Source organism: Streptomyces coeruleorubidus (genome assembly GCF_028885415.1).
Taxonomy (GTDB): domain Bacteria; phylum Actinomycetota; class Actinomycetes; order Streptomycetales; family Streptomycetaceae; genus Streptomyces; species Streptomyces coeruleorubidus_A.
In genome coordinates this window covers 5,610,197-5,625,102 of sequence record NZ_CP118527.1, presented here as the reverse complement: position 1 = coordinate 5,625,102, position 14,906 = coordinate 5,610,197, and the positions used below count along the sequence as shown (strand labels likewise).

General features: G+C 65.6%; 10 protein-coding genes, 3 rRNA genes and 1 pseudogene. 2 read left to right on the top strand and 12 right to left on the bottom strand.

The genetic code is table 11. The features are described 5' to 3' along the window. Nucleotides 1–55: 55 nt before the first annotated feature. From PV963_RS26200 to PV963_RS26175, 6 genes are all read right to left on the bottom strand, one after another. Nucleotides 56–1,228 carry an acetoin utilization protein AcuC gene (locus tag PV963_RS26200; protein ID WP_274818172.1) on the bottom strand — a complete coding sequence of 391 codons (1,173 nt, stop codon included), beginning with the start codon at nt 1,226–1,228 and terminating at the stop codon, nt 56–58. Next, on the bottom strand, nt 1,179–2,399 hold the full coding sequence (locus tag PV963_RS26195) for an MFS transporter (RefSeq protein ID WP_274818171.1): 1,221 nt from the start codon (nt 2,397–2,399) through the stop codon (nt 1,179–1,181). The genes PV963_RS26200 and PV963_RS26195 overlap by 50 nt, the downstream gene beginning before the upstream one ends. Nucleotides 2,400–2,466: 67 nt before the next feature. Next, complete coding sequence (locus tag PV963_RS26190) at nt 2,467–3,120, bottom strand: HAD family hydrolase (protein ID WP_274818170.1); 654 nt, start codon at nt 3,118–3,120, stop codon at nt 2,467–2,469. Nucleotides 3,121–3,182: 62 nt separating this feature from the next. After that, a 5S ribosomal RNA gene (gene rrf, locus PV963_RS26185) occupies nt 3,183–3,299 on the bottom strand. Between the two features lie 89 nt (nt 3,300–3,388). Further along, nucleotides 3,389–6,510, bottom strand: a 23S ribosomal RNA gene (locus PV963_RS26180). Nucleotides 6,511–6,817: 307 nt separating this feature from the next. Beyond that, nucleotides 6,818–8,345: ribosomal RNA gene (locus PV963_RS26175) — 16S ribosomal RNA — on the bottom strand. The 16S, 23S and 5S rRNA genes sit together here, the layout of an rRNA operon. Nucleotides 8,346–9,027: 682 nt before the next feature. Between PV963_RS26175 and PV963_RS26170 the strand changes: the two genes are divergently transcribed. Next, nucleotides 9,028–9,180: a hypothetical protein gene (locus PV963_RS26170; RefSeq protein ID WP_274818169.1), complete on the top strand. Its 153-nt coding sequence runs from the start codon at nt 9,028–9,030 to the stop codon at nt 9,178–9,180. Continuing rightward, a complete protein-coding gene (gene trpS, locus PV963_RS26165) occupies nt 9,177–10,214 on the top strand; it encodes a tryptophan--tRNA ligase (protein WP_274818168.1) in 1,038 nt (345 codons plus the stop codon). Before PV963_RS26170 ends, trpS begins: the two co-directional genes overlap by 4 nt. Nucleotides 10,215–10,256: 42 nt before the next feature. Here the strand turns inward: trpS and proC are convergent, their stop codons facing one another. From proC to PV963_RS26135, 6 genes and pseudogenes are all read right to left on the bottom strand, one after another. Then, nucleotides 10,257–11,069 carry a pyrroline-5-carboxylate reductase gene (proC, locus tag PV963_RS26160; RefSeq protein WP_274818167.1) on the bottom strand — a complete coding sequence of 271 codons (813 nt, stop codon included), beginning with the start codon at nt 11,067–11,069 and terminating at the stop codon, nt 10,257–10,259. 116 nt (nt 11,070–11,185) lie between these two features. After that, nucleotides 11,186–11,983, bottom strand: a complete 798-nt coding sequence (locus PV963_RS26155; RefSeq protein WP_274818166.1) for an ABC transporter permease — start codon at nt 11,981–11,983, stop codon at nt 11,186–11,188. After that, nucleotides 11,980–12,786: an ABC transporter ATP-binding protein gene (locus PV963_RS26150; RefSeq protein ID WP_274818165.1), complete on the bottom strand. Its 807-nt coding sequence runs from the start codon at nt 12,784–12,786 to the stop codon at nt 11,980–11,982. The genes PV963_RS26155 and PV963_RS26150 overlap by 4 nt, the downstream gene beginning before the upstream one ends. Before the next feature lie 47 nt (nt 12,787–12,833). After that, nucleotides 12,834–13,600 (bottom strand): annotated as a pseudogene (locus PV963_RS26145) (class I SAM-dependent methyltransferase); the annotation flags it as partial. 153 nt (nt 13,601–13,753) lie between these two features. Beyond that, on the bottom strand, nt 13,754–14,236 hold the full coding sequence (locus PV963_RS26140) for an EamA/RhaT family transporter (protein WP_274818164.1): 483 nt from the start codon (nt 14,234–14,236) through the stop codon (nt 13,754–13,756). A gap of 250 nt (nt 14,237–14,486) precedes the next feature. After that, nucleotides 14,487–14,816, bottom strand: a complete 330-nt coding sequence (locus PV963_RS26135) for an SH3 domain-containing protein (RefSeq protein WP_274818163.1) — start codon at nt 14,814–14,816, stop codon at nt 14,487–14,489. Nucleotides 14,817–14,906: the final 90 nt, after the last annotated feature.

Genomic DNA, 14,906 nt, shown 5'->3' with positions numbered 1-14,906 from the left:
GTGTCCCGTGAACCGGGGAACACCCCACGGTCGGCCTACGAGAGGGCCCACCCGGTCAGGCCAGCAACCCCCGCAGCGGGAACACCGCCCGCCGAGCCGCCAGCACCGCCTGGTCCAGCCGGTCCGCGGGGTCGTAGCCCTCCCCCCAGCCGGGGAAGGCCACGGGCCAGCGCCCGTCCGTCATCCGTGCCGGGGCCAACTGCCGTGTCCGGGCGAACGCTTCCTGCCGCCAGCCCTCGGGAATCATCGCCTCGGGCGCCACGGCCCGGCCCGCCGCGATCCCGACCAGATGCGTCCACGACCGCGGCACGACGTCCACCACCGCGTAGCCGCCCCCGCCCAGCGCCACCCACCGCCCGTCGGCGTACTCGTGCGCCAGGTCGTGACAGGCCACCTGCACCGCCCGCTGCGCGTCCAGCGACACCGCCAGATGCGCCAGCGGATCCTCGAAGTGCGTGTCGGCCCCGTGCTGCGTCACCAGCACCTGCGGCCGGAAGTCGGCGATCAGCTCCGGCACGACCGCGTGGAACGCCCGCAGCCACCCGGCGTCCCCCGTCCCGGCCGGCAGCGCCACGTTCACCGCCGAGCCCTCCGCGGAGTCCGCCCCGGTCTCCTCCGGCCACCCGGTCTGCGGGAACAGCGTCCGGGGATGCTCGTGCAGCGAGATCGTCAGCACCCGCGGGTCCTCCCAGAACGCCGCCTGCACCCCGTCCCCGTGATGTACGTCGACGTCGATGTACGCCACCCGCTCGGCCCCGAGCTCCAGCAGCCGGGCGATCGCCAGCGACGCGTCGTTGTAGATGCAGAAGCCGGACGCCCCGCCCGGCATCGCGTGGTGCAGCCCGCCCGCGAAGTTCACCGCGTGCAGCGCCTCCCCCCGCCATACGGCCTCCGCGGCCCCCACCGACTGCCCGGCGATCAGCGCCGACACCTCGTGCATCCCGGCGAAGGCCGGATCATCCATCGTCCCCAGCCCGTACGACTGGTCCGCCGCCCCCGGATCCACCGACGCGGCCTTCACCGCCTCGATGTAGTCCTGCCGGTGGACGAGCCGCAGCGTCGACTCCCCGGCCGCCTTCGCGGCGACCACCTCCACCTCACGGTCCAGCCCGAAGGCATCGACCAGTCCCCGGGTCAGGGCGAGCCGGACCGGGTCCATCGGATGCCCGGGACCAAAGTCATAGCCCGTTACTGCCTCGTCCCACATCAGCTGTGCGCGGCCGCTCATGCCCGCCACCGTATCGGTCCGGTTGAGTCGCGAACGACCGGGCGTACACCAGCGTCACCAGCACCAACACCATCGGCACGACCATGGCCCCGCGATAGCTCCACAGGTCCCCGAGCACACCGACCAACGGCGAACCGATCAAAAACCCCACATAGTTGAAGACATTCAGTCGCGCGACGGCCGCATCCGAAGCCCCCGGGAACAGCCGGCCGGCCGCCGCGAACGTCTGCGGCACCAGCACGCACAAGCCCAGCCCCAGCAGCGTGAACCCCAGCATCCCCACCCACGCCCCGGGCGCCCCCGCCACCACGGCGAACCCGCCCGCCGCCACCAGCGCCCCACCCCGCACGACGGCCACGGCCCCGAACCGCCGCACCCCCAGGTCCCCGATCGCCCGCCCCAGCAGCGTGGTGACCATGTACACGTTGTACGGGACGGTCGCCATCTGCTCCGAAGACCCGAGCACATCCTTCAGGTACTTCGCGCTCCAGTTGGAGACCGTGGAGTCCCCGATATAGGCGACGGTCATCACCAGACACAACGGCAGCAGCCACTTGAAGGCGACGGCCTGGCCCTCCCCGGCAGCCTTCCCCTCCGCCGCGGGGGCCGCGTCCCGGTCGTCGACGTACCACCGGCTCCCCACCAGCACAGCCGGCAGCAGCACCGCCACGACCGGCAGATACGACACCCACAACGCCAGATCCCAGTGCGCCCCCGCCCACGCCAGCGAGGCCCCTACGATCCCGCCCAGGCTGTAGGCCGCGTGGAAACTGAGCATGATGCTGCGCCCGTACGACCGCTGAAGGCTCACCCCGAGCATGTTCATCGACGCGTCCAGCACCCCGACGGCCAGCCCGAACACCGCGAGCGCGACGCCCAGTTCCACCATCCGCTCCCCGGCCCCGACCCCGAGCAGCGCCAACAGCACCACGGGCTGGGACCACCGCAACAGCCGGCTCGGCGGCACCCGCCTCACCAGCCGCTCGGTGCTCACGCTCCCGACCCCGGCCAGGATCGGCACAGCGGCCAGGAAGGCGGGCAGCAGCGCGTCGGAGACCCCGTACCGGTCCTGGATGGCCGGAATCCGCGTCACGAGCAGAGCGAAGGCGACCCCCTGCACCAAGAAGCTGAACGCCAACGAGCCCCTGCCGCGCCGCAGCACATCAGTCATGGCGGCGAGCGTAGGGCCCCGGCTTACCCGTGGGTAGATCCCGCCAAAGATGAATTCGGTTCAGCTTCTACGTCCCACACATGAGCAGGTCTGTCAGCTCCCCCATGTCGGAGAAGATCCGCCCGGCTCCGGCCAGCCTCTCCGCCGGCGTCATGGCGGTGAACCCGTACACGTCCATCCCGGCCGCAACCGCCGCCTGCACCCCCAGCGGACTGTCCTCGACGACGACACACCGCTCCGGCGCGGCCCCCATTCGCTCAGCCGCGTACAGGAACAGATCGGGAGCCGGCTTCCCTTTCCCCACGTCCTGCGAGCTGAAGATCCGCCCCTCGTCGAACCACCGATCGAGCCCGGTCGTCCGATGCCCCACCCGGATCCGCTCATGACTCCCGGACGAAGCCACGCAGTACGGCACGGAGTCGGCGGCAAGCTTCTGCAGGACCTCCTCGACGCCGGCCACCGGCTTCAAGTCCCGCTCGAAGGCCGCGAAGACCCGGGCATGGAACACGTCGTCGAAGTCCACCGGCAGCCGCCGCCCGGTCCGCTCCGCGACCAGGTCGTGTACGCGGTGCATGGCAGCGCCCATGTAGTCGCGCAGGGAGTCCTCGTAGGACGTCGGGTGCCCGAGCTCGGTCAGATAGGCGGCCAGGAGCCGGTTGGAGATGGGCTCACTGTCGACGAGGACACCATCGTTGTCGAAGATCACGAGGTCATAGCGCATGGCTCGACCCTAAACGCAGAAAAACCCCCGCATCCGAAGATGCGGGGGTTTTCCCAAGAATTGTTCGGCGGCGTCCTACTCTCCCACAGGGTCCCCCCTGCAGTACCATCGGCGCTGTAAGGCTTAGCTTCCGGGTTCGGAATGTAACCGGGCGTTTCCCCTACGCTATAACCACCGAAACACTATGAAACTGTCAGCCGCACCATACCGTGACCATGGCATGGGACTGTTCGTGGTTTCAGAACCAACACAGTGGACGCGAGCAACTGAGGACAAGCCCTCGGCCTATTAGTACCGGTCAACTCCACACGTTACCGTGCTTCCATATCCGGCCTATCAACCCAGTCGTCTACTGGGAGCCTTACCCCATCAAGTGGGTGGGAGTCCTCATCTCGAAGCAGGCTTCCCGCTTAGATGCTTTCAGCGGTTATCCCTCCCGAACGTAGCCAACCAGCCATGCCCTTGGCAGAACAACTGGCACACCAGAGGTTCGTCCGTCCCGGTCCTCTCGTACTAGGGACAGCCCTTCTCAAGACTCCTACGCGCACAGCGGATAGGGACCGAACTGTCTCACGACGTTCTAAACCCAGCTCGCGTACCGCTTTAATGGGCGAACAGCCCAACCCTTGGGACCGACTCCAGCCCCAGGATGCGACGAGCCGACATCGAGGTGCCAAACCATCCCGTCGATATGGACTCTTGGGGAAGATCAGCCTGTTATCCCCGGGGTACCTTTTATCCGTTGAGCGACGGCGCTTCCACAAGCCACCGCCGGGTCACTAGTCCCGACTTTCGTCCCTGCTCGACCCGTCGGTCTCACAGTCAAGCTCCCTTGTGCACTTACACTCAACACCTGATTGCCAACCAGGCTGAGGGAACCTTTGGGCGCCTCCGTTACCCTTTAGGAGGCAACCGCCCCAGTTAAACTACCCATCAGACACTGTCCCTGATCCGGATCACGGACCCAGGTTAGACATCCAGCACGACCAGACTGGTATTTCAACGACGACTCCACACTAACTGGCGTTAGCGCTTCACAGTCTCCCAGCTATCCTACACAAGCCGAACCGAACACCAATATCAAACTGTAGTAAAGGTCCCGGGGTCTTTCCGTCCTGCTGCGCGAAACGAGCATCTTTACTCGTAGTGCAATTTCACCGGGCCTATGGTTGAGACAGTCGAGAAGTCGTTACGCCATTCGTGCAGGTCGGAACTTACCCGACAAGGAATTTCGCTACCTTAGGATGGTTATAGTTACCACCGCCGTTTACTGGCGCTTAAGTTCTCAGCTTCGCCCCACCGAAATGGAGCTAACCGGTCCCCTTAACGTTCCAGCACCGGGCAGGCGTCAGTCCGTATACATCGCCTTACGGCTTCGCACGGACCTGTGTTTTTAGTAAACAGTCGCTTCTCGCTGGTCTCTGCGGCCACCCCCAGCTCGAGGAGCAAGTCCCCTCACCAGGCGTGGCCCCCCTTCTCCCGAAGTTACGGGGGCATTTTGCCGAGTTCCTTAACCATAGTTCACCCGAACGCCTCGGTATTCTCTACCTGACCACCTGAGTCGGTTTAGGGTACGGGCCGCCATGAAACTCGCTAGAGGCTTTTCTCGACAGCATAGGATCATCCACTTCACCACAATCGGCTCGGCATCAGGTCTCAGCCACATGTACGACGGATTTACCTATCGCACGGCCTACACCCTTACCCCGGGACAACCACCGCCCGGGATGGACTACCTTCCTGCGTCACCCCATCACTCACCTACTACCAACTTGGGTCACCGGCTCCACCACTTTCCTTTCCCCGAAGGGTCCGGAACGGCTTCACGGGCTTAGCATCACTGGATTCGATGTTTGACGCTTCACAGCGGGTACCGGAATATCAACCGGTTATCCATCGACTACGCCTGTCGGCCTCGCCTTAGGTCCCGACTTACCCTGGGCAGATCAGCTTGACCCAGGAACCCTTAGTCAATCGGCGCAAACGTTTCTCACGTTTGTATCGCTACTCATGCCTGCATTCTCACTCGTGAACCGTCCACAACTACCTTCCGGTGCTGCTTCACCCGGCACACGACGCTCCCCTACCCATCACAGCCGGCGTTGGCCGTATTACTGCAATGACACGACTTCGGCGGTACGCTTGAGCCCCGCTACATTGTCGGCGCGGAATCACTAGACCAGTGAGCTATTACGCACTCTTTCAAGGGTGGCTGCTTCTAAGCCAACCTCCTGGTTGTCTCTGCGACTCCACATCCTTTCCCACTTAGCGTACGCTTAGGGGCCTTAGTCGATGCTCTGGGCTGTTTCCCTCTCGACCATGGAGCTTATCCCCCACAGTCTCACTGCCGCGCTCTCACTTACCGGCATTCGGAGTTTGGCTAAGGTCAGTAACCCGGTAGGGCCCATCGCCTATCCAGTGCTCTACCTCCGGCAAGAAACACACGACGCTGCACCTAAATGCATTTCGGGGAGAACCAGCTATCACGGAGTTTGATTGGCCTTTCACCCCTAACCACAGGTCATCCCCCAGGTTTTCAACCCTGGTGGGTTCGGTCCTCCACGAAGTCTTACCTCCGCTTCAACCTGCCCATGGCTAGATCACTCCGCTTCGGGTCTTGAGCGTGCTACTCAACCGCCCTATTCGGACTCGCTTTCGCTACGGCTACCCCACCCGGGTTAACCTCGCAACACGCCGCAAACTCGCAGGCTCATTCTTCAAAAGGCACGCAGTCACGAGAATGAAGACAAGTCTTCATTCCGACGCTCCCACGGCTTGTAGGCACACGGTTTCAGGTACTATTTCACTCCCCTCCCGGGGTACTTTTCACCATTCCCTCACGGTACTATCCGCTATCGGTCACCAGGGAATATTTAGGCTTAGCGGGTGGTCCCGCCAGATTCACACGGGATTTCTCGGGCCCCGTGCTACTTGGGTGTCTCTCAAACGAGCCGCTGACGTTTCGACTACGGGGGTCTTACCCTCTACGCCGGACCTTTCGCATGTCCTTCGCCTACATCAACGGTTTCTGACTCGTCTCACGGCCGGCAGACCATGAAAGAGAGATCCCACAACCCCGTATACGCAACCCCTGCCGGGTCTCACACGCATACGGTTTGGCCTCATCCGGTTTCGCTCGCCACTACTCCCGGAATCACGGTTGTTTTCTCTTCCTGCGGGTACTGAGATGTTTCACTTCCCCGCGTTCCCTCCACACTGCCTATGTGTTCAGCAGCGGGTGACAGCCCATGACGACTGCCGGGTTTCCCCATTCGGACACCCCCGGATCAAAGCCTGGTTGACGACTCCCCGGGGCCTATCGTGGCCTCCCACGTCCTTCATCGGTTCCTGGTGCCAAGGCATCCACCGTGCGCCCTTAAAAACTTGGCCACAGATGCTCGCGTCCACTGTGCAGTTCTCAAACAACGACCAGCCACCCATCACCCCGCCCTACACAGGCGAGTTCACTGGGGCCGGCGCTGAGGAAAAATCCATTCCCTCAGACACCCAACAGCGTGCCCGACACACTCCCCGCTCCCCTCGACGTTCCACGCTCCGAAGAGCAGTACTAGAAGGAGAAGACGATCAAGTGTGCCGAGTAGTCAACGTTCCACCCATGAGCAACCAGCATCAGACACTCGCTGATGTACTGGCCTCTGACCTCACCCCGAAGGGATCGGTAAGAAGTGCTCCTTAGAAAGGAGGTGATCCAGCCGCACCTTCCGGTACGGCTACCTTGTTACGACTTCGTCCCAATCGCCAGTCCCACCTTCGACAGCTCCCTCCCCACAAGGGGGTTGGGCCACCGGCTTCGGGTGTTACCGACTTTCGTGACGTGACGGGCGGTGTGTACAAGGCCCGGGAACGTATTCACCGCAGCAATGCTGATCTGCGATTACTAGCGACTCCGACTTCATGGGGTCGAGTTGCAGACCCCAATCCGAACTGAGACCGGCTTTTTGAGATTCGCTCCACCTCGCGGTATCGCAGCTCATTGTACCGGCCATTGTAGCACGTGTGCAGCCCAAGACATAAGGGGCATGATGACTTGACGTCGTCCCCACCTTCCTCCGAGTTGACCCCGGCGGTCTCCCGTGAGTCCCCAGCACCACAAGGGCCTGCTGGCAACACGGGACAAGGGTTGCGCTCGTTGCGGGACTTAACCCAACATCTCACGACACGAGCTGACGACAGCCATGCACCACCTGTACACCGACCACAAGGGGGACCCTGTCTCCAGGGTTTTCCGGTGTATGTCAAGCCTTGGTAAGGTTCTTCGCGTTGCGTCGAATTAAGCCACATGCTCCGCCGCTTGTGCGGGCCCCCGTCAATTCCTTTGAGTTTTAGCCTTGCGGCCGTACTCCCCAGGCGGGGCACTTAATGCGTTAGCTGCGGCACGGACAACGTGGAATGTTGCCCACACCTAGTGCCCACCGTTTACGGCGTGGACTACCAGGGTATCTAATCCTGTTCGCTCCCCACGCTTTCGCTCCTCAGCGTCAGTATCGGCCCAGAGATCCGCCTTCGCCACCGGTGTTCCTCCTGATATCTGCGCATTTCACCGCTACACCAGGAATTCCGATCTCCCCTACCGAACTCTAGCCTGCCCGTATCGACTGCAGACCCGGGGTTAAGCCCCGGGCTTTCACAACCGACGCGACAAGCCGCCTACGAGCTCTTTACGCCCAATAATTCCGGACAACGCTCGCGCCCTACGTATTACCGCGGCTGCTGGCACGTAGTTAGCCGGCGCTTCTTCTGCAGGTACCGTCACTTTCGCTTCTTCCCTGCTGAAAGAGGTTTACAACCCGAAGGCCGTCATCCCTCACGCGGCGTCGCTGCATCAGGCTTTCGCCCATTGTGCAATATTCCCCACTGCTGCCTCCCGTAGGAGTCTGGGCCGTGTCTCAGTCCCAGTGTGGCCGGTCGCCCTCTCAGGCCGGCTACCCGTCGTCGCCTTGGTGAGCCATTACCTCACCAACAAGCTGATAGGCCGCGGGCTCATCCTGCACCGCCGGAGCTTTCGAACACCTTGGATGCCCAAGATGATCAGTATCCGGTATTAGACCCCGTTTCCAGGGCTTGTCCCAGAGTGCAGGGCAGATTGCCCACGTGTTACTCACCCGTTCGCCACTAATCCCCACCGAAGTGGTTCATCGTTCGACTTGCATGTGTTAAGCACGCCGCCAGCGTTCGTCCTGAGCCAGGATCAAACTCTCCGTGAATGTGTACCGGTAATCCGGTGCAACACCACGAGAGCGGAACAGCCAGGCGGAATAAGCCCGGCCGTTCACAGCGTCCTCGCTGTGTTTTTTCAAAGGAACCTCGTCCCAGCTGATGCTGGAGACGGGGTATCAACATATCTGGCGTTGACTTTTGGCACGCTGTTGAGTTCTCAAGGAACGGTCGCTTCCTTTGTACTCACCCTCTCGGGCTTTCCTCCGGGCGCTTCCCTTCGATCTTGCGTTTCCGACTCTATCAGATCTTTTCTCGACCCGATTTCCTCGGTGCTTTCCAGGTTCCCGCTTCCGCGTTTCCCTTTCCGGCGGTTCTGACTCTATCAGATCCTTTCGGTTCCGATTCCCTGTCAGCAGGGTTTGTCTTCGCGGCTGTTGGGCCGTTCCGACGAGTGAGACTTTAGCGGATTCCCTGGCTCCCGAGCCAATCGGGGGCCGCGTCCTTTCGAACGGGGATTCCTCATTCCGTAAATACGCATGCCAATGAAACGACAACAGAGCTACTGCGTCGAGTAGTGGTTGGTACCTGCGGAGTGGCTGTCCGGGGACCGACCGGAGTCGGCGCTCACGTCGGACAACTCGGAGAACACTACGGATCGGGTCTGGGCGTGTCAACTCAAGGGCGGACTGCACTCCGGGGGCGTAGTCTGAGGTGCATGACGACGCGTACGTGTACCCAGCTGTGGCGGGCCGCCTGACGGCGGCCGTCTTCACGTATGCACTCAACGGCCGCCGCTTCGGCGGCCGTTCTTGTTTCTCCCTCCAGACCACCGAGGGGCGGCCGCCGGGCGGCGGTCCCGGCCAGGAGGTGGAGGAGAGATGACACGGGTCTTCAGCGGGGTCAAGCCGACGGGGCATCTGACGCTGGGGAACTACCTGGGAGCCATGCGGCGGTGGGCTGCCGTCGACCAGTACGAGGCCGACGCCTTGTTCTGCGTCGTCGATCTGCACGCGCTGACGGTGGACCACGATCCCGCGCGGGTGCGCAGGCTGAGCCGGCAGGCGGCGACCTTGTTGCTGGCGTCCGGGTTGGATCCGGAGCTCTGCACGCTGTTCGTGCAGAGTCATGTGGATGAGCACGCCCGGCTGTCGTACGTGCTGGAGTGCGTGGCCACCGACGGTGAGATGCGGCGGATGATCCAGTACAAGGAGAAGGCCGCGCGGGAGCAGCGGCGGGGCGGGAGTGTGCGGCTGTCGCTGTTGACGTATCCCGTGCTGATGGCGGCGGACATCCTGGCGTACGGGGCCGACGAGGTGCCGGTCGGGGACGACCAGGTGCAGCATGTGGAGCTCACGCGGGATCTGGCGGTGCGGTTCAACCAACGGTATGGGCATACGTTCGTGGTGCCACGGGCCACGCGTCCCGGGGTGGCGGCGCGGGTGATGAACTTGCAGGATCCGACGTCGAAGATGGGCAAGAGCGACGACGTCGGGCCGGGGATCGTCTATCTGCTGGACGAGCCGGACGTGGTGCGGAAGAAGGTCACGCGGGCCGTGACCGACAGTGGGCGGGAGGTCGTGTACGACCGGGAGGCCCGGCCGGGGCTCGCGAATCTGCTGGAGATCCTCGCCGCGTGCTCGGGTGGGAGTCCTGAGGAGCTGAGCGGGGCGTATACGTCGTACGGGGCCTTGAAGAAGGACACCGCGGAGGCCGTGGTGGAGGTGCTCAGGCCCGTGCAGGAGCGGCACAAGGAGTTGTGTGCGGATCCCGGTCATGTGGAGCGCGTGCTGCGGGACGGTGCGGAGCGGGCTCGGGGGATGGCTCGGCCGACCGTGGATGCCGCTTATCGGGCGATCGGGTTGCTGCCGGCCGTGCCGGAGGCGGCGGACACGGGTGGGGCCGTGCTGAGGGTGTGAGGTGGTGCGGGCGTCGGGGGTTCCTCCCGACGCCCGCGTTGCTCAGCTGTTGTTGCCGGAGGCCAGGGCGCGGCTGCGGTCGCGGGCGGCTTCGAGGGCGGCGATGAGGGCGGCTCGTACGCCGTGGTTCTCGAGTTCGCGGATGGCGTTGATCGTCGTGCCGGCGGGGGACGTGACGTTCTCGCGGAGCTTGACGGGGTGTTCGCCGCTGTCGCGGAGCATCGTCGCGGCGCCGATCGCGGACTGGACGATCAGGTCGTGGGCCTTGTCGCGGGGCAGGCCGAGGAGGATGCCGGCGTCGGTCATGGCTTCGACCAGGTAGAAGAAGTAGGCCGGGCCGGAGCCGGAGAGGGCCGTGCAGGCGTCCTGCTGGGACTCGGGGACGCGGAGCGTCTTGCCGACGGCGCCGAAGATCTCCTCGGTGTGGGCGAGGTGGTCGGCGGTGGCGTGGGTGCCGGCGGAGATGACGGACATCGCCTCGTCGACCAGGGCGGGGGTGTTCGTCATGACACGGACGACCGGGGTGCCGGGGGCGAGGCGTTCCTCGAAGTACGCGGTGGGGATGCCGGCGGCGCCGCTGATGACCAGGCGGTCGGCGGGGACGTGGGGGGCGAGTTCGTCGAGGAGGGTGCCCATGTCCTGCGGTTTGACCGTGAGGATCAGGGTGTCGGCGATCTTCGCGGCTTCCGGGTTGGTGACCGGGGTGACGCCGTAGCGGGTGCGGAGTTCTTCGGCTCGTTCCTGGCGGCGGGCGGTGACCAGGAGGTCGGCCGGGGTCCAGCCGGCTCGGATCATTCCGCTGAGCAGGGCTTCGCCGATCTTGCCGGTGCCGAGGACTGCGACTTTCTGGGTCATGGCGCGGGGTGCCTCCGGGGGTGCGTCGTCCGGAGTACATCCTCGCACCGGGGAGGACTCGGGGGTTGGGGTGTCCGCTGGGCGGGATGTCGGGGGCCGCGACCGGCGGGTCCGGCTTATGCCGTCCTGCGTCGTAGTGTCGCCGCGCCCAGGGCCAGGACCAGCAGGGCGCAGCCGGCGACGATCAGGGTGTCGCGTACGAACGTGGTGGTCATGTCCGTGTGGCGGAGGACCTCGTTCATGCCGTCCACCGCGTAGGACATGGGGAGGACGTCGGAGATGGTCTCCAGGACCGGGTGCATGTTGTCGCGGGGTGTGAACAGGCCGCAGAGGAGAAGCTGGGGGAAGATCACCGCCGGCATGAACTGGACCGCCTGGAATTCCGAGGCCGCGAAGGCCGAGACGAAGAGGCCGAGGGCCGTGCCGAGGAGCGCGTCGAGGAGGGCCACCAGGAGGAGGAGCCAGGGGCTGCCGGTGACGTCGAGGCCGAGGAACCAGACGGCGAGGCCCGTGGCCAGGGCGGACTGGATGATCGCGAGGGTGCCGAAGGCGAGGGCGTAGCCGGCGATGAGGTCGCCTTTGCCGAGGGGCATGGCGAGGAGACGTTCGAGGGTGCCCGAGGTGCGTTCGCGCAGGGTGGCGATGGAGGTCACCAGGAACATCGTGATCAGCGGGAAGATCCCGAGCAGGGACGCGCCGATGCTGTCGAAGGTGCGCGGGCTGCCGTCGAAGACGTAGCGCAGCAGGAGCAGCATCACGCAGGGGATGAGGATCAGCAGCGCGATGGTGCGGGGGTCGTGGGCGAGCTGGCGCAGGACGCGGGTCGCTGTGGCGGTGGTTCGGGAGATGTTCAGGGCCTGCGGTGGGGTGGGGGTGGTCGCGGGGGTGGTCGTGGACGTAGGCGTGGGGGTCATCGCGTCGTCTCCTTTGTGCGGGTTGCCGCCTTTGCCTCGTCCACCAGGTGCAGGAAGGCCTCCTCGACCGTCTCCGCGCCGGTGCGGGTGCGCAGGGCCTCCGGGGTGTCGTCGGCGAGGAGTTCGCCCTCGCGCATGAGGAGGAGGCGATGGCAGCGTTCTGCCTCGTCCATGACGTGGGAGGAGACGAGGAGTGTCGCACCGCGGCTCGCCGCGATGTCGTGGAAGAGGGTCCAGAGGTCGCGGCGCAGAACCGGGTCGAGGCCGACGGTCGGTTCGTCCAGGACCAGGAGTTCGGGGGTGCCGAGGAGGGCTACGGCCAGGGAGACGCGGCTGCGCTGGCCGCCGGAGAGGTTGCCGGCCAAGGCGTCGGCGTGGGTGGTGAGGTCGACGTCGGCTATCGCGCGGGTGACGTTGTCGTGGCGGCGTTCGGCGGCGGGGCGGCCGGGGTCGAGTATCGCGGCGAAGTAGTCGAGGTTCTGACGGACCGTCAGGTCGTCGTAGACGGACGGGGCCTGGGTGACGTAGCCGATGCGGGTGCGGAGGGTGGGGTGGCCGGCGGGGCGGCCTAGGACGTCCAGGGTGCCGGTGACCTTGGCCTGGGTGCCGACGATGGCGCGCATCAGGGTGGACTTGCCGCAGCCGGAGGGGCCCAGCAGGCCGGTGATCTGGCCGCGCGGAACGGTGAAGCCGAGGTCGCGCAGGACCGTGCGGGGGCCGCGGGCGACGGTGAGGTTCTCGGCGTGGATGGCTGTGGGCTGGGTGGTGTCGGGACGTGGCGGGTCGGGAGCATTATTCATCATGTGATGAATAATGCTCCCGGGGGTGGGGTGCGTCAAGCGGGGGTGCGTCAAGCGGGGTTCTTCGCGAGGAGGAGGACCACCTCGTAGACCTCCTCGACGATGCCGTCCGGGAAGGCCTTGAGGAGGTGCTCGCGTTCCTCGGCCAGGAAGGCCGCGGTGTGTTCCTCGCCGTGTACCAGGAAGACCGAGTGGCTGCCGATGTTGGCTAGGTGGGTGTCGACGGGGATGCGGCGGCTCCAGCGGACCGTGCGGCGGGTGAAGTCGAGGCGGCCGGTGGGGTCGGCGGCGCGGGCGTCGACGTTCCGCTTCTCGGCCGCGACGTCGATACCGAAGTGGCGCTCTGTGCGGGCGGCGGCCTCGGCGATCCACGGCACGTCGAGGGCGTCGGTGTTCCACCAGAGGGCGAGGGCGCCGCCGGGGCGCAGGACGCGGAGGGCCTCCGGGACGGATCGGACGGGGTCGGTCCAGTGCCAGGCCTGGGCGTAGGTGACGAGGTCGACGGAGGCGTCGGCGAGGGGGAGGTCGTCGCCGGTGCCCCGGATGATCGGGATGTCGGGGAGGGTGCTGCGGAACTGGGCCGCCATGCCGTCGCCGGGTTCCACGGCGATGACGTTCGCGCCTCTTGCGTGGAGGAGGGCGGTTGCTATGCCGGTGCCGGCGCCGATGTCTGCGACGCGGGAGCCGGGGAGGGGGCGGTCGGCCAGGGCTTCTATCGCGTCGAAGAGGGTTGGGGGTAGGAGGGGCGGTTGGCCGCGTATTGGGCTGCGGCGGTGTTGAAGGAGTGGGCGCGGGCGGTGCGGGTGGGGGGTGTTGGGGTGGGCGGCGTTGGGGTGGGGGTTCGGTGGTTGGGGGTTCGGGGGTGGTTTCGGCTCCGGTGGGGTGGGGGGTGGAGGGGTGTGTGGTCATACGGCCATGGTGGCCGGGGGTGGGGGCGGGGGTGGTGAGATCTCGGTGAGAGGCCGGCGGGTTACGTGCGGCGGCGCTTTTTCGACGGGTTGCCGGAGCGGCGGGTCGTGCGCTGCTCGTGGTGCTTGCGGGCTGCCTCGTATTCCTCGCGGTGCAGCTTTTCGCCGGGGGCCTCGGTGAGGGAGCGGAAGAAGTACGCGAGGAGTGAGCCGACGAAACCGATGGTCAGGAGGCCTCGGAGGGATGCCTGGCGGTCGGGGTCGGGGCGGCGGGTGAAGCCGTCCCAGGTGTGGCGGAAGGCCATCGCGCTGCAGATCGCGAACATCACGACCATGAGGAGCGTGACGAAGCTGCCGATCGCGGCGATCTGGAGGCCCTGGTAGGCGAGGCGGAGGACGAGGCAGGAGACGACTGCGGTGGCCAGTGAGCCGATGGCGACGCCGATGCGGCGGGCTGTGTAGCCGTTGTCGTGGTTCAGCCAGGTCGTACCGAAGAAGCGGATTGGCTCGGGGTGGGGGCCGAGGGGGCCGTTCTCTGCGCTCACCGGTCGATTATGGCTCGAGGGATGGGGGGTGGGGGTGGGGTGTGCCTGCGGCGGCCTGCGCGGGTGCGGTGGGGGTGCGCGCCTTCGCCTGCGCCGTGGTGGTGGGTGCGGGTCCGCCCAGCTGCGGGCAGTCGTGCCGCTGGGGCGGCACGGGTGGGCGCAGCGGTACCCCGCTCCGCCGGGCTGCGCGCCCACCCCGCCTCAGGACAACGCCGAGCAACGGCAAGAACCCCGGCCCGACTACCGCAGGTCAGCCGCAGCGTGGGCGGATGTAGCCGTCGCTGCCCGTGTTCACGTAGGCGTCCGAGACGTACTGGCCGCTCGCGATGTTGTCCCAGATGTTCGTCGTGCCGTACGGGCCCGTGACCCAGGTGCCGGGTGTTTGGCAGTGGATCGGGACTCGGGAGCCCTCGGGCAGGATCTTGACGATCGGGTAGCCGGTGCCGGGACCGCTGCGGACGTTGAGGCGGACGCCCGGTGCGATCGAGAAGTACGTGGCCGCCGCGGCCAGTGTGGTGACCAGCGGCATGCCGGGCTCGTGGGTGCCGCGCTCGGTCTCTTCGACAGGCTCGACTGACATGAAAACCTCCCCCGTTGCACCCCATGGCTTCCATGGGGTCCCGTTGATTCCCCTGAATCACGCCATCAAACACCTGTGCGCAACTCGCCA

Coding starts and splice junctions, on each gene's coding strand:
- PV963_RS26200 (WP_274818172.1), bottom strand. CDS start 1,228: ATGAGCGGCCGCGCACAGCTGATGTGGGACGAGGCAGTAACGGGCTAT.
- PV963_RS26195 (WP_274818171.1), bottom strand. CDS start 2,399: ATGACTGATGTGCTGCGGCGCGGCAGGGGCTCGTTGGCGTTCAGCTTC.
- PV963_RS26190 (WP_274818170.1), bottom strand. CDS start 3,120: ATGCGCTATGACCTCGTGATCTTCGACAACGATGGTGTCCTCGTCGAC.
- trpS (WP_274818168.1), top strand. CDS start 9,177: ATGACACGGGTCTTCAGCGGGGTCAAGCCGACGGGGCATCTGACGCTG.
- proC (WP_274818167.1), bottom strand. CDS start 11,069: ATGACCCAGAAAGTCGCAGTCCTCGGCACCGGCAAGATCGGCGAAGCC.
- PV963_RS26155 (WP_274818166.1), bottom strand. CDS start 11,983: ATGACCCCCACGCCTACGTCCACGACCACCCCCGCGACCACCCCCACC.
- PV963_RS26150 (WP_274818165.1), bottom strand. CDS start 12,786: ATGATGAATAATGCTCCCGACCCGCCACGTCCCGACACCACCCAGCCC.
- PV963_RS26135 (WP_274818163.1), bottom strand. CDS start 14,816: ATGTCAGTCGAGCCTGTCGAAGAGACCGAGCGCGGCACCCACGAGCCC.